Annotated in this window: 20 protein-coding genes, 1 tRNA gene and 1 rRNA gene; 11 read left to right on the top strand and 11 right to left on the bottom strand. The window is 58.9% G+C overall.

The window, feature by feature from the left end; genetic code table 11:
- Positions 1-2: 2 nt before the first annotated feature.
- A complete protein-coding gene (locus tag CGS49_RS03275; RefSeq protein WP_242975345.1) occupies positions 3-425 on the top strand; it encodes a four helix bundle protein in 423 nt (140 codons plus the stop codon).
- Positions 426-558: 133 nt separating this feature from the next.
- On the opposite strand, the gene CGS49_RS03270 is transcribed toward CGS49_RS03275, so the two are convergent.
- The 3 genes from CGS49_RS03270 to CGS49_RS03260 form a co-directional block, all read right to left on the bottom strand.
- Positions 559-1,296, bottom strand: a complete 738-nt coding sequence (locus CGS49_RS03270; protein WP_097800492.1) for a Type 1 glutamine amidotransferase-like domain-containing protein — start codon at positions 1,294-1,296, stop codon at positions 559-561.
- Positions 1,297-1,426: 130 nt separating this feature from the next.
- Positions 1,427-2,776 carry an MATE family efflux transporter gene (locus CGS49_RS03265; RefSeq protein ID WP_097800491.1) on the bottom strand — a complete coding sequence of 450 codons (1,350 nt, stop codon included), beginning with the start codon at positions 2,774-2,776 and terminating at the stop codon, positions 1,427-1,429.
- 26 nt (positions 2,777-2,802) lie between these two features.
- Positions 2,803-3,264, bottom strand: a complete 462-nt coding sequence (locus CGS49_RS03260) for a MarR family winged helix-turn-helix transcriptional regulator (RefSeq protein WP_097800490.1) — start codon at positions 3,262-3,264, stop codon at positions 2,803-2,805.
- Between the two features lie 198 nt (positions 3,265-3,462).
- Here CGS49_RS03260 and CGS49_RS03255 point away from each other — a divergent pair, with 198 nt between their 5' ends.
- Both CGS49_RS03255 and CGS49_RS03250 read left to right on the top strand, forming a co-directional pair.
- On the top strand, positions 3,463-5,523 hold the full coding sequence (locus tag CGS49_RS03255; protein ID WP_242975344.1) for an efflux RND transporter permease subunit: 2,061 nt from the start codon (positions 3,463-3,465) through the stop codon (positions 5,521-5,523).
- 5 nt (positions 5,524-5,528) lie between these two features.
- Complete coding sequence (locus CGS49_RS03250; protein ID WP_097800489.1) at positions 5,529-7,235, top strand: LXG domain-containing protein; 1,707 nt, start codon at positions 5,529-5,531, stop codon at positions 7,233-7,235.
- A 38-nt stretch (positions 7,236-7,273) separates the two neighbouring features.
- Here the strand turns inward: CGS49_RS03250 and CGS49_RS03245 are convergent, their stop codons facing one another.
- The 3 genes from CGS49_RS03245 to CGS49_RS03235 are packed head-to-tail and all read right to left on the bottom strand — an operon-like array spanning position 7,274 to position 8,955.
- Positions 7,274-7,813: a histidine phosphatase family protein gene (locus CGS49_RS03245; RefSeq protein WP_097800488.1), complete on the bottom strand. Its 540-nt coding sequence runs from the start codon at positions 7,811-7,813 to the stop codon at positions 7,274-7,276.
- A 9-nt stretch (positions 7,814-7,822) separates the two neighbouring features.
- Complete coding sequence (locus CGS49_RS03240; protein WP_097800487.1) at positions 7,823-8,725, bottom strand: ketopantoate reductase family protein; 903 nt, start codon at positions 8,723-8,725, stop codon at positions 7,823-7,825.
- A gap of 14 nt (positions 8,726-8,739) precedes the next feature.
- Entirely contained in the window at positions 8,740-8,955 is a 216-nt protein-coding gene (locus CGS49_RS03235; protein ID WP_097800486.1) for a hypothetical protein, read from the bottom strand.
- Between the two features lie 340 nt (positions 8,956-9,295).
- Between CGS49_RS03235 and CGS49_RS03230 the strand changes: the two genes are divergently transcribed.
- The 5 genes from CGS49_RS03230 to CGS49_RS03210 all read left to right on the top strand — a co-directional run bounded on the left by CGS49_RS03230 (position 9,296) and on the right by CGS49_RS03210 (position 16,591).
- A complete protein-coding gene (locus CGS49_RS03230; RefSeq protein ID WP_097800485.1) occupies positions 9,296-10,213 on the top strand; it encodes a LysR family transcriptional regulator in 918 nt (305 codons plus the stop codon).
- A gap of 335 nt (positions 10,214-10,548) precedes the next feature.
- The gene (locus CGS49_RS03225; protein WP_097800484.1) at positions 10,549-12,048 is read left to right on the top strand and encodes a carbon starvation CstA family protein; all 1,500 of its coding nucleotides are present in this window, start codon (positions 10,549-10,551) and stop codon (positions 12,046-12,048) included.
- Between the two features lie 427 nt (positions 12,049-12,475).
- Positions 12,476-13,981 carry a carbon starvation CstA family protein gene (locus tag CGS49_RS03220; protein ID WP_097800483.1) on the top strand — a complete coding sequence of 502 codons (1,506 nt, stop codon included), beginning with the start codon at positions 12,476-12,478 and terminating at the stop codon, positions 13,979-13,981.
- Positions 13,982-14,247: 266 nt separating this feature from the next.
- On the top strand, positions 14,248-15,270 hold the full coding sequence (locus CGS49_RS03215; RefSeq protein WP_097800482.1) for an ATPase P: 1,023 nt from the start codon (positions 14,248-14,250) through the stop codon (positions 15,268-15,270).
- 295 nt (positions 15,271-15,565) lie between these two features.
- Positions 15,566-16,591, top strand: coding sequence for an aldo/keto reductase (locus tag CGS49_RS03210; protein WP_097800481.1), 1,026 nt, complete (start codon positions 15,566-15,568; stop codon positions 16,589-16,591).
- A gap of 157 nt (positions 16,592-16,748) precedes the next feature.
- On the opposite strand, the gene CGS49_RS03205 is transcribed toward CGS49_RS03210, so the two are convergent.
- The 4 genes from CGS49_RS03205 to CGS49_RS03190 all read right to left on the bottom strand — a co-directional run bounded on the left by CGS49_RS03205 (position 16,749) and on the right by CGS49_RS03190 (position 22,020).
- Positions 16,749-18,113: an MATE family efflux transporter gene (locus tag CGS49_RS03205; RefSeq protein WP_097800480.1), complete on the bottom strand. Its 1,365-nt coding sequence runs from the start codon at positions 18,111-18,113 to the stop codon at positions 16,749-16,751.
- A 154-nt stretch (positions 18,114-18,267) separates the two neighbouring features.
- Positions 18,268-19,698 carry a 6-phospho-beta-glucosidase gene (locus CGS49_RS03200; protein ID WP_097800479.1) on the bottom strand — a complete coding sequence of 477 codons (1,431 nt, stop codon included), beginning with the start codon at positions 19,696-19,698 and terminating at the stop codon, positions 18,268-18,270.
- Positions 19,699-19,723: 25 nt separating this feature from the next.
- Entirely contained in the window at positions 19,724-21,112 is a 1,389-nt protein-coding gene (locus CGS49_RS03195) for a PTS transporter subunit EIIC (RefSeq protein ID WP_097800478.1), read from the bottom strand.
- 167 nt (positions 21,113-21,279) lie between these two features.
- On the bottom strand, positions 21,280-22,020 hold the full coding sequence (locus CGS49_RS03190) for a MurR/RpiR family transcriptional regulator (protein ID WP_097800477.1): 741 nt from the start codon (positions 22,018-22,020) through the stop codon (positions 21,280-21,282).
- 139 nt (positions 22,021-22,159) lie between these two features.
- Here CGS49_RS03190 and CGS49_RS03185 point away from each other — a divergent pair.
- Positions 22,160-22,236: transfer RNA gene (locus tag CGS49_RS03185), tRNA-Arg, on the top strand.
- A gap of 57 nt (positions 22,237-22,293) precedes the next feature.
- Here the strand turns inward: CGS49_RS03185 and CGS49_RS03180 are convergent.
- The gene (locus tag CGS49_RS03180) at positions 22,294-23,070 is read right to left on the bottom strand and encodes a type III pantothenate kinase (protein ID WP_097800476.1); all 777 of its coding nucleotides are present in this window, start codon (positions 23,068-23,070) and stop codon (positions 22,294-22,296) included.
- A 135-nt stretch (positions 23,071-23,205) separates the two neighbouring features.
- On the opposite strand from CGS49_RS03180, the gene CGS49_RS14125 reads away from it, so the two are divergent.
- Together CGS49_RS14125 and CGS49_RS03175 are read left to right on the top strand one after the other, a co-directional pair.
- On the top strand, positions 23,206-23,469 hold the full coding sequence (locus CGS49_RS14125; RefSeq protein ID WP_179859013.1) for a hypothetical protein: 264 nt from the start codon (positions 23,206-23,208) through the stop codon (positions 23,467-23,469).
- Positions 23,470-23,665: 196 nt separating this feature from the next.
- A 16S ribosomal RNA gene (locus CGS49_RS03175) occupies positions 23,666-23,858 on the top strand; the annotation flags it as partial.

Below are 23,858 nucleotides of genomic sequence, written 5' to 3'. Positions count from 1 at the left end.
GTATGCGCAATGATGTTCCGGCTGCGCCGGAAATGATGTGCCCTGCGGGGTATAGAAAAGGAGTACCGATGCGGGAAGATAAACTGGCAGAACGCTCCATGGAGTTTGCGGTACAGATCATTGAATTGACAAAGACGCTGCGCATGAGAAAAGAATTTATCATGGCAAACCAGATCGGACGTTCCGGTACATCCATCGGTGCAAATATCCGTGAGGTACATTATGCGCAAAGCCGCGACGATTTTGTTTCCAAACTGGAGATCGCACTGAAAGAAGCAAATGAAACAGATTATTGGCTGGAGCTGTTATTTCGTACCGGCTATCTGCCTGACCAGCAGTTCCGGCAGCTGCGGGCACAGTGCGCGGAGCTGCGAGTGCTGCTGATTGCATCCTGCAGAACCGCCAAACAGAAGCCGCATAGTTGACCGTACTTTGAATGTGCGCCAGCACACATCATTTTGCGCGCAGCGCAAACATCATTGCGCAGCAACCTCATTTCTGCGCAGCAGAAACATCATGTAACAAAAAAGAAGCACGCAAAAGCGTGCTTCTTTTTTGTTATCTCAGCGGCAGCACATCTTCATCTTCATTGATCTCCTCCATGGTGCCGTCCGCGAAGTACCATGCTTTGCCGTACAGCGCCTCGCTGCCGTCGGCGCACAGAATGTAGGAGCCGTCCGGCAGGGCGAGGAAGTGCCGCTTTTTGCTGTCGGCAAGGGCAATATCCTCCACCTTCTGCCCGTCGAGCACATGCTCCCGGATGAACTGGTAGTGCGGCAGGATGCGGGTCTCGGTCAGGCCCAGGCCGTTCAGCCAGCGGGAATAGTGCGGGTCGGCGGCTTCGCCCGGTTCTTCCGGTGCGGCATAGACGATGCGGGCCGCATTCATGCTGCCGGCGCTCACGCCCATCACGATGCCGTGGTAGCTGTGGAACAGCCCGGCCAGCCCGATGCGGGCAAAGAAGTGGTTCTGGGTGGGCACATGCCCGCCGCACAGCATCACAAAGCCGCTCTGGGGCAAAAGGGTGCCAATCTCGTCCTGATTGCGGGCGTCGCAGGGGATAAGGTCGGTCAGCGGCAGGTGAGCGTCTGCGAAGCTCTGCAAAAACACCCGGCACATTTCGTCGTTTTCTTCATAGGCGTGGGGGTCTGCCGCAATGGCAAGGCCCAGCACCGCGTGGTCCGGCCAGACGGCCCGCAGGTTTGCCACAAGGTGGTTGCGGGTATCCAGCACCGGGATGTCCGGCCCCGGCTCAAAGGGGCAGCCGCTGGGGCTGCTGGTCAAAAACAATGTCATAATGGTTCCTCATAAATGGTGTGCATCAAAGCTGTGTCCATTCTAGCACGATTTGCCGTCCAGCGGCAGAGCCAGAATCACCAAAAAAATCCCCCGCTTTTCGCCGTTTCGCAAAAAGCAGGGGAGAAACTTATGCCTTGCGGTAATGGAACACCTTATCCTTCGTGATAAACATGGTCACGCTCACGGCCAGAGCCGCCAGCTCAGCGGCGGTAATGGCCAGCCAGATGCCGTCGATGTCAAGGAGCATCGGCAGGACGATGATGGCGATCACCTGGAACAGCATCGTGCGCAGGAAGGAGATCAGCGCACTGGTCACGCCGTCGCCCAGCGCCGTGAAGAAGGAGGACGCGTACACGTTGAAGCCCATGATGAGGAAGCTCAGCGCATACAGCCGGAAGGCCCTGTTGGTCAGCGCCAGAAGGCTGGCGTCGTAGCCCACGAAGATGCGGGAAACATAGGGGATGAACACCATGGAAATGCCGGTCATGACCACAGCCACCACGCCGATGAGCCGCAGGCTCTTGGAGTAAAGGTTATGCACCTCGGCGTGGTTGCGGGCACCGTAGTGGAAGCTGACGATGGGCGCACTGCCCACGGCGTAGCCCACGAACACGGCCACAAACAGGAAGGCAGCGTACATGATGACGCCGTAAGCGGCCACGCCGTCCTCGCCGCCCAGACGCAGCAGCTGGTAATTATAAAGGATGTTCACCAGCGACATGGAAAGGTTGGTCATCAGCTCGGAAGAACCGTTGATGCAGGCGTCCCGCAGCACACTGCCGTAAACTTTGGTTTTGCACAGGTGCAGGCGGCTGGTGTTGCTGTGGTCGATGAAGTAGAACACCGGCAGCACGCCGCCCACCAGCTGGCTGATAAAGGTGGCGATGGCAGCACCCTCGACGCCCCAGCCCCAGACGCCTACCATCAGCACGTCCAGCACCATGTTGGTGCAGCCCGCGCCCACAGTGAAGTAGAAGCCGAGATGCGGCTTTTCGGCGGTGACGAAAAAGCTCTGGAACATGTTCTGCAGCGCGAAGGTGGGCAGCGACACCATCAAAATGCGGCCATAGCGCAGGGCGTAATCCAGCAGTTCTCCTTTGGCACCCAGCAGCACGGCGATGGGCCGCAGGAACACGATGCCCAAAACGGCCAGCACGCTGACCGAGACAAGGGCTGCCAGCATGAACATGGTAAAATATCGGTCGGCCTTTTTCTGGTCGCCCTCGCCCAGGGTGATGCCCACGATGGCGCTGCCGCCGGTGCCCAGCATGAAGCCGATGGTGCCCAGCAGCATGGGCAGCGGCATGATGAGGTTGACCGCCGCAAAGGCCGTTTTGCCCACAAAGTTCGACACGCACAACCCATCCACGATGCCGTAGATGGAGGTGAACAGCATGGTGCCGATGCAGGGCAGCACGAACCGCAGCAGGCGGGAGTAGGTGAAATGGTCAGATAATTGGATTCTTTGCTTTGCCATGAAAAGTCCTTTCAATAAAACTTTGGTCATTCTTCGGGGCACTGCAAAAGGCCTTGCAGCTCCCGTTCAAAAAAGATGCACTGTTTTTCGCTCAGAGCAACCAGCGTCCTGCGGTCGAAATCGGCCAGCTGCAAAAGGCTGCGCTCCTCTGCCATCAGCAGCGAGGTGATCGCCTTGTGGCAGAAGGCCTCGCCCGCTGCCGTCAGCCGCACAGCTTTGCCGCTGCGGGCTCCGGGCCGCTGCTCCAGCTGCACAAGGCCCTTTTTCACAAGACCGGAGATGGTAAAATTGATGGTCTGCTTGGGGTACATCCACAGCGAGCAGATATCGTTCTGCGTGAGAATGGTGTCGGCCTCCCACAGGGAGTAGAGTACCCACAGCGCCGGGTCGGACAGACCGCAGTGCACAGCATAGGCGTGGTATTGCTCGTTCATGCGCTTGCAGAACTGGTTCAGCGCGATATTCTGCGCCTTTACTTCAGAGTCCATTCCCTCACTCCTTCCTATAGTCCAAGATTGGATTTTGCCAGCTGGGACAGTATAAATCCAAAATTGGACTTTGTCAAGGCTGATCTGCGGCAAAAAATAAAGTTATTGGGCCAAAGTTTAAGATTTGTCTATTTTCTAAATGCATCAAACCTGATAAAATGATAAATGTTCAAATTTGAAGGAAGGAGCTTTCCTGTTTTGCTGAAACGATTCTATACCGCCATCGTGCGCCGGCGCAGGCTGGTGCTGGCGCTGTTCGCGCTGGCGGCTGTGCTGTGCGTGTTTGCCTCCCGCGCGGTGCAGGTGGACTACGACATCAACGACTACCTGCCGCCGGATTCCCCCTCCACCACCGCCATCGAGGTGATGAATAGTGCCTTCACCGGCGGCATCCCCAACATGCGCGTCATGGTGCGGGATGTGACCATCCCTGAGGCGCTGGCGTACAAGGAAAAGATCGCCGCCATCGACGGCGTGGCGTCCGTCACCTGGCTGGACGACAGTCTGGACGTGACGGTGCCCCTGCAGATGCAGGACACCGACACCGTGGAGACCTATTACAAAGACAGCTGCGCCCTGTTCACCGTGACGGTGGAGGACGCCAAGCGTCTGGAAGCTGTGGATGCAGTGCGTGAGCTCATCGGCGAGGACAATGCGCTGGCAGGCACGGCCGTGTCCACCGCCGTTGCCACCAACTCCACCGTGACGGAGGTGGCGAAGATCGCGGCCATCGCGGTGGTGTACGTGCTGTTCATCCTGATCCTGACCACCGACTCCTGGGCCGAACCCGTTCTGGTGCTGGCGGGCCTTGGGACGGCCATCCTGCTCAACAACGGCACAAACCTCATCTTCGGCACCATCTCCTTCGTCACCAATGCGGCAGGCAGCATTTTGCAGCTGGCGGTGTCGCTGGATTACTCGGTGTTCCTCATCCACCGCTTTGCCGAGTGCCGGGCGGCAGACCCGAATGCCAGCCCCGAGGACTGTATGGTGGATGCCCTGTGCAGATCCACCGGCTCCATCCTGTCCAGCGGCCTGACCACGGTCATCGGCTTTCTGGCGCTGGTGCTCATGCAGTTCCAGATCGGCCCGGACCTCGGCCTTGCGCTGGCAAAGGGCGTGGTGCTGAGCCTTGTCACCGTGTTCACCTTCATGCCTGCGCTGACGCTGGCGTGCTACAAGTGGATGGATAAGACCCAGCACAAGCCGCTGCTGCCCAGCTTTGATAAGTTCGGCCGTTTCGTCTCCCGGGTGATGCTGCCCATGGCGCTGGTGCTGGCGATCCTGATGGTGCCCAGCTATCTGGCTTCCAACTCGAACCAGTACCACTACGGCGCGGCCCATATGTTCGGCACCAACACCCGTCTGGGCGCGGACACCGCCGCCATCGAGGAAATTTTCGGCAAGAGCGACACCTATGTAGTCCTCGTGCCGGAGGGCGACACTGCCACGCAGGCCGAGCTTTCAGATGCGCTGCACGCCATTCCGGAGGTGACCGGCGTGCTTTCTTATGTGGACAACGCGGGCGCTTCCATCCCGCCGGAGTTCGTGCCCGCCGATGCCCTCAAGCTGCTGGTCTCCGGCGGCTACACCCGCCTGGTGCTTACCGTGGACGCCGACACCGAGGGTGACGCGGCCTTTGCGCTGGTGGAGACCGTGCGTGCCACGGTGCAGCAGTATTACCCGGACAATTATTATCTGGCCGGGCAGGGCGTGAGCACCTACGACCTGATGGACACCATCACCGCCGACATGGTCAAGGTGAATCTGCTGGCCATCGGTGCGGTGTTCCTCATCCTGCTGCTCATGAAGCGGCAGCTGCTTCTGCCCATCATTCTGGTGCTGAGCATCGAGACGGCCATCTGGATCAATCTGGCTATCCCGTATTTCCGAGGCCAGTATGTGTTCTATATTGCGTACCTCATCATCAGTTCGGTGCAGCTGGGCGCGACGGTGGACTACGCAATTTTGTTCTCGGACCGCTATCAGGAGTTCCGGGAGATCTTGGGCCGCAAAGAAGCCGTTGCGGCCACCGTGTCGGCCGTGACCACCTCGGTGAGCACCACCGGCAGCGCCATGGCCGTGGTGGGCTTTTTGATGGGGGCCATCTCCACGAACCAGCTGCTTGGCCAGCTGGGCAACTTTCTGGGCGTGGGCAGCCTGGTCTCGCTGGCTATCGTGCTGCTGGCCCTGCCGGGCTTTTTGTACCTGGCCGACCCGCTCATTATCAAGAAGAAAAAACAGCCGAAGGAGGCTTGAACCATATGAAACAGCATTTTGTGCGCCGGGTGTCGGCGCTGGCGCTGGCCGGGTGCCTGCTGGTGGGCAGCAGCCTGCCGGCCTTTGCCGCGGCATCCACCGCGAAAGAAGAAGTGATCTATGCAAACCTGACGGCCTCCGGTGAGGTGACCGGCGTGTACGCCGTCAACAGCTTTGCGGTGCAGGCGGGGGACACCGTCACCGACCACGGCAGCTACACCGCCGTGCGCAACATGACCACCAGTGACGCCGTCAGCCAGAGCGGTGACACCGTCACGGTGAACGTGACCGAGGACGGCAAGCTCTATTATGAGGGCACCATGGACGCCGCCACGGCGCTGCCCTGGGTCGTCAAGCTGACCTATACGCTGGACGGGCAGGAAATTTCGCCCGACGAGCTGGGCGGCAAAAGCGGTGCCCTTGCCATCCGCCTGCAGGTGAGCCGTGACCCGGACTGCACCGGAGATTTTTTTGACAAATACGCCCTGCAGGTGACCATGAGTCTGGACACCGACCTTGCCCGGAACATTGAAGCCCCGGGGGCCACCGTGGCGAACGTGGGCAGCAAAAAGCAGCTGTCCTACATCCTGCTGCCGGGCGCGGACAGCGATGTGACCGTCACCGCCGACGTGACCGATTTTGTCATGGATGCCGTTTCGCTGAACGGCGTGCGGCTGAACCTGAACCTCGACCTCGGGGACGTGGACCTGACCGGCATGCTGGACCAGCTGCAGAACGGCTCGGTGCAGCTGGACGACGGTGCCAACGCACTGGCCGACGGTATTGCACAGGTGCAGGCGGGCATTGATACCCTGAACGGCAATTCCGGTGCCTTGACCGGCGGTTCCGCGCAGGTGCGCGCCGCCCTCACCCAGATGCAGACCGCGCTGAACGGCATCTCGGCTTCCACCGACGAGCTGAACACCCTGCTGGACGCATCCACCCAGATCAAAAACGGCATTGCACAATTGGACGAGGGCGCGGCTCAGCTGGAACAGCAGGTGAGCTTTGACGCTTACAAAGCCATCCTCAAGGAGAACGGCCTCGACCTTGACGTGGTGAAGGACGGCAATGCCAAAGCCATCGCCCAGCTGGAACAGCTCTCCAAGCTGATGCCGCAGCTGAAAGATGTCATTCTGCTGCTGCAGGGCTCCACGGCCAACATCGACGCGATGCAGACCTACCTCGACACGGTCAACGGAGGCATTGCCCAGCTGCACGAGGGCAGCAGCACCCTGAACAGCAGCTACGGCGAATTTGACGCGGGCGTGCAGCAGCTGGCCGGTGTGCTCACCGGGATGCTGGGCAATCTCTCGGTTCTCACCGACGGCGTGAACCAGCTTGCCAGCCAGTACGCGAAGCTTGACGACGGCCTGAACGCCTACACCGGCGGCGTGGCCCAGTTGAAAGCGGGCGTGGCGCAGCTGGCCGAAGGCGCTACACAGCTGACCGGCGGCACCGGCGAGCTGCGGGACAACGTCTCCAGCATCGACATGGGCGATGAGCTGGACAGCCTGCTGGCAAGCCTTTCCGGCAGCGGGGAAGCAGTGAGCTTCACTTCGGCGGAGAACACCGACGTGAGCGCGGTGCAGTTTGCGCTGCAGACTGTTGCCATCACCGCCCCGGAACCGGCCGCCGAGCCGGAAGCGGAGCCTGTGGTGCTGAACTTCTGGCAGAAGCTGCTCAAGTTGTTTGGACTGTATAAGGGATAATAAGCAAAAAGAAGCCGTGCACTGCACGGCTTCTTTTGTTATTCAAAATGATATTCCACCAGCTCACAATTCTTGATGCCTGCCATGGCGTATTCTTCATTCGTCATGTCGTAGAAATAGGACTGCACCACCCGGGCGATGCCGTTGTGGGCCACCAGCAGATAAGTTTTATCGGTGTCGGCCTTCAGTTCGTCCAGCAGGTTATAGATGCGCTGGGCCAGCTGCATCATGCTCTCGCCGCCGTCGTACCGGTCGGCAAAGTGGGTCTTGGAAACGCGGAACTCTCCGCCGTTGCGGGGCGTGCCCTCGTATTTGCCAAAGCACTGCTCCCGCAGGCGTGGCTCACACCGGGCGGGCAGGCCGGTGGCGTCCGCAATGGCCTTGGCGGTGTCGGCGGCGCGGGACAGGGGAGAGTACAAAATTTCGTCGATGTGCACCCCGCTGGTTTTCACTCTCTCGCCCAGTTGGCGCGCCTGCTGGCGGCCCCGCTCGGTGAGGGGGCTGTCGGTCATGCCGCAGATCTTGTTCTCCACGTTCCACACGGTCTCGCCGTGGCGGGTGAAATAAATTTTATGCATGGGCACTCCTTACTTGCTGTAGCCTGCTTCGATCTCCCGGATGCGGGTGTAGAAAAAGTCGTTGGCAGGGGTGGGCAGGCCGTATTTCTTAGCCCGCTGGCGCACTACGCCTGCGAACTCGTCCACTTCGGTCAGACGCTTTGCCAGCACATCCTGCCGCATACTGGGCATTCCCTCGGGGTTAAAGGTGGGCATCATGGCGTCGAGGAACTTCACGTCATTGTCCGGCGGCAGGGGCACGCCCTCGAGGTTGGCAAGTTTTATCACTTCCTGCATGGCTTTGCGCATCATGTCCTGTGCTTCGCCGCTCTGGCGCAGGCCGCCGTAAGGCAGGTCGAAGGCAGCAGCGGCCTGATTCAGGCCGTCGTTCACCATCAGCTTGTTCCACTGCTTATAAAGGATATCACTGCAGGGCTCGTTGGAAATGCCGCAGGCGTCCAGATAGGCGGCTACGGCCTGCACGCGGGGCGTCATTTCGCCGCTGCGCTCGCCAAACTGAATTTTGCCCGCCTGATTGAACACCAGCGTGCGCCCGGTGCGGGTGGCATCCATGCCGATGGCCACGCTCCACAGGGTGTGGCCGGGGTAGGCGGCTTCAATGTGCTCCTCGCTGGTGATGCCGTTCAGCACGCTGAGGATGACCGTATCCGGGCCCACGAAGTTTGCCATATCCTGGATGGCCTGCTCCAGCACGGTGGCCTTGACGGCGACGAGAAGCAGGTCCACCGGTTTGCCCTCGGCGGGGGTGACGTAGGAAAATTTGCATTCCTCGCCGTTGCACACCACCGGCTCGGCGGCGTAGCGGACAATGCGGCCTTCGTCGGCAATGACCTGCACGCCGGGCATTTTGCGCCCGAACAGGATGCCCAGGGCGCCCAGCCCGATCAGGGCAGAAGTTTCGATCTTTTTCATGTGTTCCTCCTGATTTATGCTTTTTTCAGCGTGCCGTCTGCGGCAAGGGCAACGGTGTCGCCCTCGTCGATGCCAAGGCGGGTGAGCTCTTTGTCCGGGTAAGGCAGGATGTGGGTGTTCCCGGCGGCATCGGCCAGTGTGACGTCACACAGCACCGGCTGCCCGGCGGGCAGTTCTTCGCAGCCATACATCTGCTCGTCGATGCGCACAACGCGGTAAACAGTTTCCATGCGGCAAAACTCCTTTTGGAATGATGTATTTGCCCTTTGGGCAAACATGAGACACCCTTCGGGCATGATGTTTCCGCTTGCGCGGAAATGATGCAGCCGCCTGCGGCGGCCATGATGCGCTCGGGGCGGGCCCCTCGCAATTTTTCATGTGCCCGCAGGCACACATCATTTTGCCGCAAAGCGGCAATCATCATTTGTCCGAAGGACAACATCATGTTTGCGCAGCAAATACATCATTTTTATTATAAAGCCCGCCGCTGGGCGCGTCAACCGCATTCGGCTTGACAGCCGGCCGACGAAATTGATAAAATGGTTGTAATTTGGAAAACGGAGGATGCACATGAATATCACGGAACTGCGTTATCTGGTGGCCATCCGCAAGTGGGGCTCGGTGAGCGCGGCGGCAAAGCAGCTGTATGCGGCGCAGCCCAACGTCAGCAAGGCACTGAAAAATCTGGAGGAAGAATACGGCATCCGTATCTTTGAGCGCTCCTCCACCGGCATGATCCCCACCGAACAGGGACGGCATTTTATCCGGCAGGCAGAGCGGGTGCTGGACGAGGTGGACCGGTTGGATCTGGATGCCCGCAGTCGGCAGAGCAGCTGTGCGGAGCTGCGGGTGGTGCTGCCCCACGCCACCTATGCTTCCTACGCGACAGTGGATTTCCTGCAGCAGGCGGCGGAAAGCGAACAGCTGCGGGTGCACATCCGGGAGACCGGTGCCATGGAAGCGCTGGACTTCGTGCTGCGGCGGGGCTACCATCTGGCCCTGCTGCGCTACGCGGAGGAGGACGAGGATTACTACCACCGCTACTGCGACCGTCACGGCCTGCACCGGGAGCCGGTGATGGAATTTGAATACCGGCTGCTGACCAACCGCGAAGGCCCGCTGGCAAAGTGCGAAGTGACCGACATCACCCAGCTGAACAGCTATATGGAGGTCCTGCACGGTGATTTCCAGCTGCCCGGCGGCGAGGACAGCGGCCTGCGCTGGCACACGAACCCGAACCGCCGCATCCATGTCTACGAGCGGTGCAGCCAGTTCTCCATTCTGCAGAATCTGCCCAGCGCCTATATGTGGGCTTCGCCCATGCCAAAGCGTGCGCTGGAACAATACCATCTGGTGCTCAAAAAATGCCCCGCCCAGCGCCAGCGCATGAAGGATGTTCTGGTCTATCCGGACAGGGGGACCCTGCGCCCGGAGGAACAGACCTTTGTGCAGCTGCTGCATAAGCAGGCCGCCCTCACCGTGAAGTGAGCGGAAAAGCGGCCCTTCGGGGCTCTGCACTGGCAAAGAACTGGCAAAACATTCGCCTGCGAAAAAACGGAAAAAGCAAAGAAACTTCACCGCAGACCCGTGCGCCTTTGACACGCGGGTCTGCTTTTTTGCGCACGTTCGACTGAAAAATACACGCAGAAGCGGCTAAAAATCTTTGCGGCCAGATGCTTTTTGATATGCCCCCATATCAGAACCATATTATCACTTTTATGAAAAATATGTTAACATGAAGGCAGAAAGTTGGCTGGGATAAATGGAAATTCTGGAGATTGTTTCCATTTGACTCCGGCAAAGAGAAAAAGGAGGTTTCTGGTATGATCAGTTTCTTACTCTGTCTGGCGATCCTGATCGTGGGCTACTTTGTCTATGGTAAGATCGTGGACAATACCTTCGGCCCGGACGACCGCGAAACGCCTGCTGTGCGCATCAATGACGGTGTGGATTACGTTGTGATGCCCCAGTGGAAGCTGTTCCTCGTTCAGCTGCTGAACATCGCCGGCCTTGGCCCCATTTTTGGTGCCATGCAGGGCGCATTGTGGGGCCCGGTGGTCTTTTTGTGGATCACCTTCGGCACCATCTTTGCGGGCGGCGTGCACGACTACTTCTCCGGCATGATGAGTGAGCGCAACGACGGCGCATCCATCGCCGAGATCACCGGCAAGTACTTAGGCCCCGTGATGCAGAACGTCATGCGCGTGTTCTCCGTTGTGCTGCTCATCATGGTGGGCACCGTGTTCGCGGTGGGCCCCGCAGGCCTGATCGTGGAGCTGTGCCATCAGAGCGGTGCTTCCGGCGTGCTCACCTCGCTGCTGTTCTGGCTCATCATCATTCTGGTGTACTACTTTATCGCGACCTTTATCTCCATCGACGCGGTCATTGGCAAGATCTACCCCATCTTTGGCATCTGCCTGATCATCATGGCCATCGGTGTCATCTTCGGCATCTTCACCAACCCCGACTACACCATCCCGGAGATCTGGGATCACTTTGGCAGCATGCATCCGTCGGGCACTCCCATCTGGAGCTTCATGTTCATCACGGTGGCCTGCGGTGCGATCTCCGGCTTCCACTCCACCCAGTCGCCCCTGATGGCACGCTGCATGAAGAGTGAGAAGCAGGGCCACTTCGTGTTCTACGGCGCAATGGTCTGCGAGGGCGTTATCGCTCTGATCTGGGCCGCTGCAGGCTGCAGCCTGTACGAAGTCACCGGCGGATTGAATACCGGTCTGGCTGAAGCGCTGGCCATGGGCCAGTCCAAGGCCATTTATGATGTCTGCTCCAAGACCATGGGCGGTGTGGGCATCGCGCTGGCAATGATCGGCGTTGTGGTGTGCCCCATCACCTCCGGCGATACCGCGTTCCGCTCCGCACGTCTGACTCTGGCCGACTGGTTCAAGATCGATCAGGACAGCTACGCGAACCGCCTGAAGCTCTGCATCCCCGTTCTGGGCGTGGGTGCATTCCTCGGCATCGGCAACGCACTGGGCTTCATCAACTACACCGTGATCTGGCGCTACTTCAGCTGGACCAACCAGACCCTGGCCATGATCGTTCTGTGGGCGGCTTCCATGTATCTCTTTAAGGAAAAGAAGAACTACTGGATCACCGCTGTGCCCGCCACCTTCATGAGCGCAGTGTCCTGCACCTACTTCGTGCTGGCACCCGAGTGCCTGGGCGGCATGCTGAACAGCAAGACCGCCGAGGGCGCCACCATCTACAACACCGCAGTGGCATACCCCGTTGGCATCATCTTTGCCATTGCAATGCTGGCCATCTTCATCCACGCCACGAAGAAGGCGGCACAGAAAGCCTAAGATATATACAAACATATATACAATAATCTCCTGAACAAGGCGCTCTCCGCAAAAACAGCTTGGCGGAGGGCGCCTTGCGTTTTGCGGCATTTCGGGCAGAGAATCCACGATTGCAGGAGAAATTCAAAAACCTTTGAACAAATTGCACAAAAACGGACCAAAAAGTTTGGCAACGGCAACTTTGACGGTTCCCGGAAAAGGTCCTTTGCCCGCCGACTAAAGAAATTTGCCGAAAGGACGCCAAAAAATATTTGCTGCCATTCCAAAACTGAATGAGGCTATATATTTTTTGATATGGGAACCATACCAGAAAAATATTAACACACTTATGAAAAAAGTGTTAACATGAAGCCAGAGATTGGTCAAAGCGGCGGCCAGGCACGCAAAATGCTGGCTGCGGCTGAAAATCAAAAAGGAGGTTTCTGGTATGATTAGTTTCTTACTCTGTCTGGCGCTCTTGATCATCGGCTACTTTGTCTATGGCAAGATCGTTGACAACACGTTCGGCCCGGACGACCGCGAAACTCCTGCTGTGCGCATCAACGACGGCGTTGACTACGTCGTGATGCCCCAGTGGAAGCTGTTCCTGGTCCAGCTGCTGAACATTGCAGGTCTGGGTCCCATCTTCGGTGCACTGCAGGGTGCTCTGTGGGGCCCCGTGGTGTTCCTGTGGATCACCTTCGGCACCATCTTTGCAGGTGGCGTGCATGACTACTTCTCCGGTATGATGAGCGAGCGCAACGATGGCGCATCCATCGCTGAGGTCACCGGCCGTTACCTGGGCCCTGTGATGCAGAACATCATGCGTGTGTTCTCGGTCGTGCTGCTGATCATGGTCGGTACCGTGTTCGCAGTCGGCCCTGCCGGCCTGATCGTTACCCTGTGCAGCGAGAACGGTCTGGACGGCGTGATGACCCAGACGCTGTTCTGGCTGATCATCATCCTGGTGTACTACTTCATTGCAACCTTTATCTCCATTGATGCCATCATCGGCAAGATCTACCCCGTGTTCGGCATCTGCCTGATCATTATGGCTGTTGGCGTTATCTTTGGTATCTTCACCAACCCCAACTACACCATCCCCGAACTGTGGAATAACTTCCACAGCATGCATCCGTCGGGCACCCCGATCTGGAGCTTCATGTTCATCACCGTCGCCTGCGGCGCTATTTCCGGCTTCCACTCCACCCAGTCGCCCCTGATGGCGCGCTGCATGAAGAGTGAGAAGCAGGGTCACTTCGTGTTCTACGGCGCCATGGTCTGCGAGGGCGTCATCGCTCTGATCTGGGCCGCTGCCGGCTGCGCACTGTACAACATCACCGACGGCAAGATGACCGGTCTGGCAGAAGTCCTGAAGGGCGGCCAGTCTGCTGCTATCTACGATGTCTGCAAGAACACCATGGGCGGTATCGGCATTGCACTGGCAATGATCGGCGTCGTCATCTGCCCCATCACCTCGGGTGATACCGCCTTCCGTTCCGCTCGTCTGACTCTGGCTGACTGGCTCCACATTGATCAGGACAGCTGGGTCAACCGCCTGAAGCTCTGCATCCCCGTTCTGGGCGTGGGCGCTTTCCTGGGCATCGGCAATGCGCTGAAGCTGATCGACTACACCGTGATCTGGCGTTACTTCAGCTGGACCAACCAGACTCTGGCCATGATCGTCCTGTGGGCTGCTTCCATGTACCTGTTCAAGGAGAAGAAGAACTACTGGATCACCGCCGTGCCTGCAACCTTTATGAGCGCTGTGTCCTGCACCTACTTCGTGCTGGCACCTGAGTGCCTGGGCAAGATGATCAATACTTATGCAGACGGCAAGCTGGTTGCTTACAACACCGCCGTTGCATACCCCGTTGGCATCATCTTCGCAATTGCAATGCTGGCCATCTTCATCTATGCCACCAAGAAGCACACCGCTTCTCAGAAGGCATAAGGATGTCTGCCGCACCGCATAAGCCTTGAATTCTGACACCCCCGCCGCTGCACCCCGCAGTGACGGGGGTGTTTTGGCATAACCAACAAACCTTTTGTGCAAATCTTAGCAGCAGAAGGGGTTGCATTTCAGTGCCGGCAGTGCGAAAATAGAACTGGCAATTTTTATAGGGCTGGCGGCGGTAATACCGCCCGCAGGCCCGCCGCTGCAGCTGCCTTGGCAGCCGGTGCGGCACAGCAGAAATAACAGTAAAGAAGGGAACTTCCATGATTTTCAAACCTGCACAGCTGGGCATGGCAAAACTGGACAAACAGGAGCTGGTGGAGGACAAAAAGTCCTGCCGCAAGATCGGCCCCTGTGGCGTCGGCAAAAAGGCACTGTACCTCAACAGCTTTTACATTGACCGCCGATATTACCTGCCCTACGGCAGCATTTCCCGCGTGTTCAAGCGGGTGGCCATGAGCTCCGGCGGCTTCAGCGGCAAAGGCATGTTCGCCTCCATGGCCTACCTGGTGGTAGAGTACGACGGCGGCAAGCAGAAGCAGTGCAACTTCAAGGATGAGCGCGATGTGGACAAGCTGCTGGAAGTGCTGGCAAAGGAACAGCCGCAGATCCCGCTGCTGAGCGAGGCCGGTGCGCAGGCCCTGGAGAAAAAGGCAGCCGAAAAGGCGGCCCGCAAGCTGCCGGAAAGTGAGCTGACCGACGAAGCCCGCCACAGCATCACCCAGCTGCGCAAGGCGAAGGAGTATCTGGAGGCAAAGCCCGAACTTTCCGACGAGCTCAGCGCCGCCGAGCGCCGCAAGCGCGCCCAGCTGCAGAGCAAGCCGGTGTACCGCTATGTGGCACTGGCCATCTTCATCTTCGGTATTTTGTCAGCAGCCTATGGCCTGTATGCCATCACCAGCCACACCGGCAGTTATGGCATCTACTTTGCGCTGTTCGGCTTTGCGGCCATCTTCCTGTTCTCCAGCTACAACATGCTGCCCACGGCCCGCAACAACCACAGCGCCATCATGAAGCGGGCCGACAAGGCCGAAGCCGCCATGGCCGAGTATGTCAAGCACTACCCGGGCGGTGCCTTCCCGGTGGCAAGTTATTACGCCCACCCCATCGTGCTCAAGCAGATGACCGACGCCATTGAGGAGGGCCGTGCCGCCACCGTGCCGGAAGCCCTTGCCGCCGTGGAAAAGCGCCTGCAGTCCCTGAACGCCGATGTGCAGGTGGAGCAGGAGGAGTACGACGAAGTGGTGGTCATCAAGGCCATGTTCCTCAACCATGATTATCAGTAAATGATTTAGAATTGCCGACGCGTGCGCTTTGGCAATATCAGCGGAAAAATTATTTTTATTTTTACAACACCGGAAAATCTGCGGATTTTCCGGTGTTGTTTTTTCACGAGAAGGGCTCAAACCGGGAAATGATGTGCCGCCCGTCGCCGCTTGAAAAGCTCGCCCTTTGAGAGAGCAGGCGCAGCGAACGCTGCGACTGAGAGGGTTTGCGGCAGCTAATGCCTTGCGCGGCGAAAAGGTTCGTTTTATAATGAAAAAAGAGAGTATTTTGCACCCACGAGTGGAGGAAACAGCTATGGATATGGTCACCCTTGGAAGCACCGGCATCACGGTGAACAAAAACGGCTTCGGCGCACTGCCCATCCAGCGCATCTCGCAGGAGAACGCCGTCTATCTGGCCCGCAAGGCCTACAAGGCAGGCATCCGCTTTTTCGACACCGCCCGCGCCTACACCGACAGTGAGGTGAAGCTGGGCGAAGCCTTTGACGGCATCCGCACGGAGGTGTACATCGCCACCAAGACGGCGGCGCAGAACGCTGAGGACTTCTGGAAAGACCTGCACACTTCGCTTGCCAACCTGCGCACCGACTACATCGACCTTTACCAGTTCCACAACCCGGCCTTCTGCCCGAAGCCCGGCGACGGCTCCGGCCTCTACGAGGCCGCACAGGAGGCCAAAGCCAAAGGCATGATCCGGCACATCGGCATCACGAACCACCGTCTGGCGGTGGCCCACGAGGCCATTGACAGCGGCCTGTACGAGACGCTGCAGTTCCCCTTTAGCTATATCTCCGGCGAGCAGGAGCTGGAACTGGTGAATAAGTGCAAGGCCGCCAACATGGGCTTTATCGCCATGAAGGGCCTTTCCGGCGGACTCATCACCAACAGCGCCGCCGCCTACGCCTTTGAAGCCCAGTACGACGGCGTGCTGCCCATCTGGGGCGTGCAGCGCGAAAAAGAGCTGGACGAGTTCCTCTCTTACATTGACAACCCGCCCCGCATGACCGACGCCATCCGCGCCGTCATCGACCACGACCGCGCCGAGCTGTGCGGCGAGTTCTGCCGGGGCTGCGGCTACTGCATGCCCTGCCCGGCGGGCATCGAGATCAACAACTGTGCCCGCATGAGCCTGCTGCTGCGGCGTTCGCCCTCGGCCGAGCACCTCAGCCCCGCAGGGCAGGCCAAGATGAAAAAGATCGAGAGCTGCCTGCACTGCAACCAGTGCAAAGCCAAGTGCCCCTATGGACTGGATACGCCCGCCCTGCTGGCCCGCAACTACGAGGACTACAAGCGGGTGCTGGCGGGCGAAGTGAAAGTTTAAGGATAAAGCAAAAAGCTCCTGTCCGTTCGGACAGGAGCTTTTTGTTATCGCTGTTTGTAAAAATTTGTTTGTCGCGGCCCGCAGGCCGCGACAAACGTGAGATAAAAAATAAAATTTCCGCTAAGATAGCCAAAGCGCACGCGGCGGCTATTTCAAATCATACGGCGGCCTTCGGTTTTTCAAAGATCTTCATGGACTCTTTGTAGCAGTGGGCGAAGTATGCAATTTCGGCCAGAGCCGTCAGTGCCCAGCTGCAGGGGTACAGCGCATACAGCGAGGGGATGGTGTGGAAGTGGGCGAAGATAGTGTACACCCAGATCACCCGGAACACACAGGAACCCAGGATCACGATGATGGTGGGCACCACCGTTTTGCCCAGCCCGCGGGACGCCGCGATGGTGCAGTCCATGAAGGCCGAGATGCAGTAGGCAAAGCCCATGACGCCCACGCGCTTCATGCCCGCGTCGATGACGGCGCTCTCGGTGGTGAACAGGGCAAGGAAGGTGCGGCCAAAGAAGAACAGCCCGCCGCCTAAGAGCAGCCCCACGCCGAAGGAATAGGCAAGGCTGATGAAGTAGCTTTTCTTCACACGGTCGGGCTTGCCCGCACCGTAGTTCTGGCTCATAAAGCTGGCGCAGGCCATATAGAAGGCCGCCATGCAGTCGTAGATCATGGCGTCGGCGTTGGCGGCGGCACTGTTGCCCTTGACCATGAGGGAGTCGAAGGAGTTGACGCCCGCCTGAATGAACAGATTCGCAATGGCGAAGATGGCGTTCTGGAACCCGGCGGGCACGCCCAGACCCAGAATGCTTTTGGTGGTGGCGGCATCAAGGTGCAGCTTTTTGCGGTCCAGCCGGTAGCAGTCCTGCACCTTCGTCAGCGCCCGCAGGATGAGCCCGGCCGAGACGCACTGGGAAATGGCGCTGGCCAGCGCCACGCCCATCACGCTCAGCTGGCACACGATGACGAAGAACAGGTTCAGCGCGATGTTCAGCGCACCCGCGATGGACAGATACAGCAGCGGCTTTTTGGTGTCGCCGATGGCGCTGAACACCGCGTTGCCGAAGTTGTAGAGCGCCAGCGCCGGCATACCCAGGAAGTACACCCGCAGGTAGAGGATGGCACCGGGCAGCAGGTCGTCTTTCGTGTTCAGCAGCCGCAGCATGAAGGGCGAACCCAGCAGGCCGATGGCCAGCAGCACCACGCCTGCGATCAGGCTGACGATGGCCGCCGAGTGCACCGTCTTTTCCACGTCGCGGGCGTGCCGTGCACCGTAAAAGCGGGCCACCAGCACATTGATGCCGTTGCTCAACCCGATGAGAAAGCCGGTGAACAAGGTGACGAGGATGCTGGTGGAACCCACCGCACCCAGCGCCGTGGAACCTGCAAACCGACCCACCACGGCCACGTCCGACATGTTGAACAGCACCTGCAGCAGGTTGGAGAGGGCCAGCGGCAGGCTGACCAGAAAGATCTGCTTTGCCAGCGGGCCTTCGGTCAGTGTTTTGGTAGATGAACTCATATTCTCTTTCTTATCCTTTAGTCAAATCCAGACCGTGCCCGCGCACACCGGGGCACAGCTCTATTATAGAGGGCGGCAGAACTTTTGCAAGATGCAAAACGAAAAAAGCCGCCGCGCTTTCAAAACGCAGCAGCTCTTTTCACGGAATATGGACTCAGCCCAGGTCTTCGCCGTTGGTGGCGATGACCTGCTTGTACCAGTTGAAGCTCTTTTTCTTATAGCGATTGCCGGTGCCGGAACCGTCGTCGTTGCGGTCCACGTAGATGAAGCCGTACCGCTTGCGCAGTTCGCCGGTGGTGAAGGACACCACGTCGATACAGCCCCAGGGGGTGTAACCCATCAGGTCCACGCCGTCCAGCTCCACGGCCTTCTTCATCTCCTCGATGTGGGCACGCAGGTAGTCGATGCGGTAGCTGTCGTCGCAGGTGTGGTCGGGCTTCAGCTCGTCGATGGCACCAAAGCCGTTCTCCACGATGAACAGCGGCTTCTCGTACCGCTCGTAGAGGGTGTTCAGCGAATAGCGCAGGCCCACCGGGTCGATCTGCCAGCCCCAGTCGCTGGCCTTGACGTAGGGGTTCGGCACGGTGTGGGTGTTGCCGCCGCTCACGCCGTCGCTCTCCACCTCCACGTCCGACTGCACCGCGTTGGACATGTAGTAGCTGAAGCCGACATAGTCCACCGTACCGGCCGCGAGAACGGCCTCATCGCCCGGCTCCATCTCCGGTGCGGTGCCCTCGCGGGCCCACTCCTTCTTCGCGTAGGCGGGGTAGTGGCCGCGGCAGTGCACGTCGCTGAAGTAGAACCGCTCGTGCATGGATTCCAGTGCCATCATCACGTCGTCCGGGTTGCAGGAATAGGGATAGTAGGGCACGAAGGAGCACATGCAGCCGATCTTGAAATCGGGGTTGATCTTGTGGCCTTCCGTCACCACCATGGCCGAAGCCACCAGCTCGTGGTGCACCACCTGATACAGGGCCTTCTTCTTGTTCGCGAACTGGGAGAACCGCACGCCGGAGTTGGTCCAGCCGAAGATATCGTTGGCGGTGTTGGACTGATTGTTGATCTCGTTGAAGGTCATCCAGTACTTGACCTTGTTTTTGTAGCGCTGCATCACCGTGGCGGCGTAGTGCACAAAGAAGTCGATCGTCTGCCGGTTCATCCAGCCGCCGTACTCTTTGGCGAGGGCGTAGGGCATCTCAAAGTGGCTCAGGGTGACCACCGGCTCGATGCCGTACTTCAGCAGCTCGTCGAACAGGTCATCGTAGAACTGCAGGCCTGCTTCGTTGGGTTCGCGCTCGTCGCCCCGGGGGAAGATGCGGCTCCAGGAAATGGAGGTGCGGAAGCACTTGAAGCCCAATTCCGCAAACAGCTTCACGTCCTCTTTGTAGGTGTGGTAGAAGTCGATGCCCTCGTGGTTGGGGTAATGTTCGCCGGGCAGCACGCCGTCGGTGATGCGGCGGGCCACACCGTGGGCACCGCCGGTCATCACGTCGCTGACGGACGGGCCGCGGCCATCGGCGTCCCAGCCGCCTTCCAGCTGATGGGCAGCCACTGCGCCGCCCCACAAAAAGTTTTCAGGAAGCATGTTGTTTCTCCTTTTGGTTCAGGGATCAGTTGTTTTTGGGTCCCTTTTCGTCGCAGCCCACGATCTGCACCAGAATGATGGTGACGATGATGGTCGCCAGCACACCGATCATCATGCCGGTGAAGGAGGACGGGTTTGCGTCGCTCATGGCATTGACGGTGGTCAGCAGGCCGGGCAGACCGGCGTAGACGTAGTACTTGGTGTTGAAGAAGCTGATGATGAGGGCACCGATGGCGCCGCCCACGCAGCCGCAGACAAAGGGTTTCTTCAGGCGCAGGGTCACGCCGTAGATGGCGGGCTCGGTGATGCCGAAGATGCCGGTCAGGCCAGCGGACAGAGACACGTTCTTGATGTCAGCCTTCCTGGTCTTGAGGAACACGCCGAAGCAGGCAGCGGCCTGTGCAATGACGGCGCAGGTCTGGAAGGCCTGGAAGGAATCGCAGCCGTAGTTTGCGAAGTTGGCCAGGCACATCGGGGTGACGCCCCAGTGCACGCCGAAGATGACGAACACCTGCCAGATGCCGCCCACCAGAATGGCAGCCAGTGCGGGGACGGTGTTGACGAGGAAGTTGTAGGCGTTGGCGATGCCGGTGGCCAGCATGTCAGAGACCGGTCCGATGACCAGAATGGTCAGGGGCACCATGATGACGGTGCAGATGAAGGGCACAGCCAGAGCCTTGATGATGTCGGGCAGGTGCTTGTTCAGCCAGCGCTCCAGATAGCTCAGCACCAGCACGAGGAACAGCGGGGGCAGAACGGTGGAGGTGTAGGTGGTCTGGCTCATGGGGAAGGCCAGGAACTTGACCGTCTCACCGGAAGCGATGCGGGCCGCGATGGCACCCCAGTCGGAGTTGACCAGTGCCAGACAGCACCACATGGCGATGAAGGTGTTGCACTTGAAGTGCTTGGAGGCGGTGACGGCGATCATCACCGGCAGGAAGGTGAAGGGCGTCCAGCTGATGAAGCTGAGCACCGAGTATGTACCGGTCTCGGCAAAGGCGGGCGCAAAGTGGGTGATGATGATCAGCGCGCCCTGCACCAGACCTGCCGCCGCCAGAATGTACACGAAGGGGGCAAACACGGCGGACATGGTGGCAATGATGCGGCTGCCGATGCCCTGTTTGGTCTGCGGGGCGTCGGCGGCGTTCTCGTCCAGGTCCAGCAGCTGGGCCAGGGCTTCGTAAACGTCCTTGGCGTGGGTGCCGATGACCACCTGATACTGGCCGCCGCTCTCCATCACCTTGATGACGGCGGGCATCTCAGAGATGCGCTGGGTCACTTCGGCAGAGGGAGTCTCCTTCAGCACCAGGCGCAGGCGGGTGGCACAGTGGGCCGCACTGATGATGTTGTCCTTGCCGACGGCGTCGCAAATGTCGGCGGCAAGCTTGGGGTAATCGCGGATCGTGGTTGCCATGATGTTCTCTCCTTTTCATCGTATACAGGGGGTTCCTTGTGGCTTCATTATACCGGAGAGGACCGCGCTTTGTCAGGGCTTTTCTGTCGCAAAAAACAAAGGATACGGAGAAAAAACAGCTTGTTTTTTTGCCAGATGGATACAAACAACTGTACAATCTGCCGGCATCACTCCAGCAGACGGTTGTACACCCGGTGGGCCAGCGCTTCCAGCAGGTAGAGTGCGGGCATCTGGCTGGTCAGGTCGTATTTCTCGCTGCCCACCCGGCGGGCAGTGGTGTAATACGGCAGGGTCATGTCGGCCATTTTGGCCAGCGTGCTCTGGGGCGAGCTGGTGATAGCGATCAGGCTGCAGCCCCGGGCCTTGAACTGCTGGGCCAGATGCAAAATCTGCGCCGTCTCGCCGGAGACGGACAGCAGCACGGCGGTCATGGTCACATTGGGCGTGACCGTCACCGGGTAGAAGGGGTCGGTGACGCTGAGGGCAAACTTGCCCAGATTGGACAGATACCGTGCGCCATACTCCGCCATGCTGCCGGAGTTGCCGATGCCCACCAGAAACACCCGCTCGGCCCGGGCGATGAGCCCGGCGGCTTCGTCCAGCGCGGCGTCGTACTCCGGCGTGCCCACCCGCCACAAAAAGTTCTGCAGCTCGTTCAGGGTGTCGGGCAGATGAGTCTCCTGGTTGGTGCCCGCCTGCTCTTTGAGCTTCCATTTGAACTGCGCGTAGCCGTCGCAGCCCATCTTCTTGCAGAAGTGCAGCACCGTGGTGGTGGAAACGTGGGCCTCGGCAGCCAGCTCGCGGATGCGCATGAAGGGCACCGTGTTGGGGTGCTCGTTGATATAGCGGTAGACCAGCAGTTCCAGCTCGTTCAGGCTCTGGATCTGCTGTGCGGTGAACAGTTCCATGAAACGCTCCTCCTTTTGTCGGGAATACTCTGGTTTTATTATAACAAAAGGAACTGCAGAAAAACAGGGCGATGAATTGGGTTTGCATTTTTTCTGCGGCTGTGCTATACTACTTTACACTGATGGAATCAGAAGATGTGCGATCGTAGCTCAGCTGGATAGAGCGTTCGGCTCCGACCCGGAAGGCCAGAGGTTCGAATCCTCCCGGTCGCACCAAGAACCCCCGGCACACGAAAGTGTGCCGGGGGTTCTTTTATACTCCCAGGAGGGGAGTCATCCTTTTTTGTTTTTCAGCCAGATGCGGTACAACCCGTCCGTGATCAGCGTCTCCCGGTAGCGGATGGGCGTGCGGCAGGCGTCCCGGATGGCCAGCGGCAGATTGCCGGTGGCATAGAAGGCTGTCTGCGGCCCCAGCTCGGCGCAAAAGCGCGCAGCCAGACCATCCAGCTGGCTGGCCGTGCCCAGCACGAAGCCATTCTGCAGGCAGGCCGAGGTGCTCTTGCCCAGGATGGACTCCGGTGCCTTGGCGGCCAGGTCGATCTGCGGCAGCTGGGCGGTGTTCTTCACCAGTGCATTCAGCGACAGCTGCGGCCCGGGCAGGATCACGCCGCCCACCAGTTCCTGTTTATCATTGACGGCCATCATCGAGATGGCCGTATCGGCCGAGATGACCACCAGCGGCCCGCTGCACTCGGCCAGCGCTGCCACGGCACCGCAGAGCAGCTCTGCGCCCAGCTGGGCGGGGTTGTCCAGCCGCAGCTTGATGCCGCTTTTCAGCCCGGGCCCGACGGTCAGGATGCGGGTGTTGCACAGGATGCGCAGCGCGGCCAGCACACGGCCGCTCATGGCCGGGACCACGCTGCCCAGAATGCCGCCTTCGATCTGTGCCGGAGACGCACCATGCAGAGAAAGCAGGTTCACCAGCCGGATGGCGTATTCGTCGATGGTGGCGGCAGGGTCGGTGTGGAGCCGTCCGCAGAACCGGAGAGTGTCCTGTTCATAGCCGCCCACTGTGATGTGTGTGTTGCCGATGTTGACGGTAAGGATCATAACCAAAGCTCCTCCTGACGGTGCATATAATGTATATATTATATAATAGCGCACCCGGCGGCAATCTGCAAGAGAGGAACCGGGGCGCGCCAGCGCCGCCGCAGGCGGTGCTGGCGCAGTGGGCTTCTGCCGGTTTTGGCTCACAAAAAGAAGAAAACGAAAAACTTAGAAAAAAGTTGTCAAAAAGTGTTGACAGGAGGGGCGGGGTGTGGTATTATACTTGAGCGCCAAGCGCTGAGCGAAAAGAACGACTTCTTCAAGTTCAGCACGAAGCCCTTGAAAAGAACCAATGAACGTCAAGAAAGGCCGGTTAGCGCCGAGAAACTTCAAGATGATTCAAGTTCAGAAAGTTCAAAAGCTTCGAAAAAAAGACTTGACAAAAAACCACTTCGGTGGTAAAATAAACAGGTCGTCAGCCGAAAGGCTGAGGCGCACAGGACCTTGAAAATTGAACAATATCGAAAAACTTGTAACGGAACCTATTTTCGTGTTGGAAAAACACGTTAAACAATTCCAAACAAAGTAATTCACACAGGACGCAAGCGATTGCGTGCTGAGCGAAACAAGATTTAACACTTTTAAGTGATAAATATCATTTATAAAGAGTTTGATCCTGGCTCAGGACGAACGCTGGCGGCGCGCCTAACACATGCAAGTCGAACGAGCAAGAGAGAGCTTGCTTTCTCGAGCGAGTGGCGAACGGGTGAGTAACGCGTGAGGAACCTGCCTCAAAGAGGGGGACAACAGTTGGAAACGACTGCTAATACCGCATAAGCCCACGACCCGGC

The organism is Faecalibacterium langellae (genome assembly GCF_002549775.1).
In the GTDB taxonomy this organism is placed as follows: Bacteria; Bacillota; Clostridia; order Oscillospirales; family Ruminococcaceae; genus Faecalibacterium; species Faecalibacterium langellae.
Note: the sequence above shows the minus strand (reverse complement) of the source record. Positions and strands in the feature narration are given on the sequence as shown.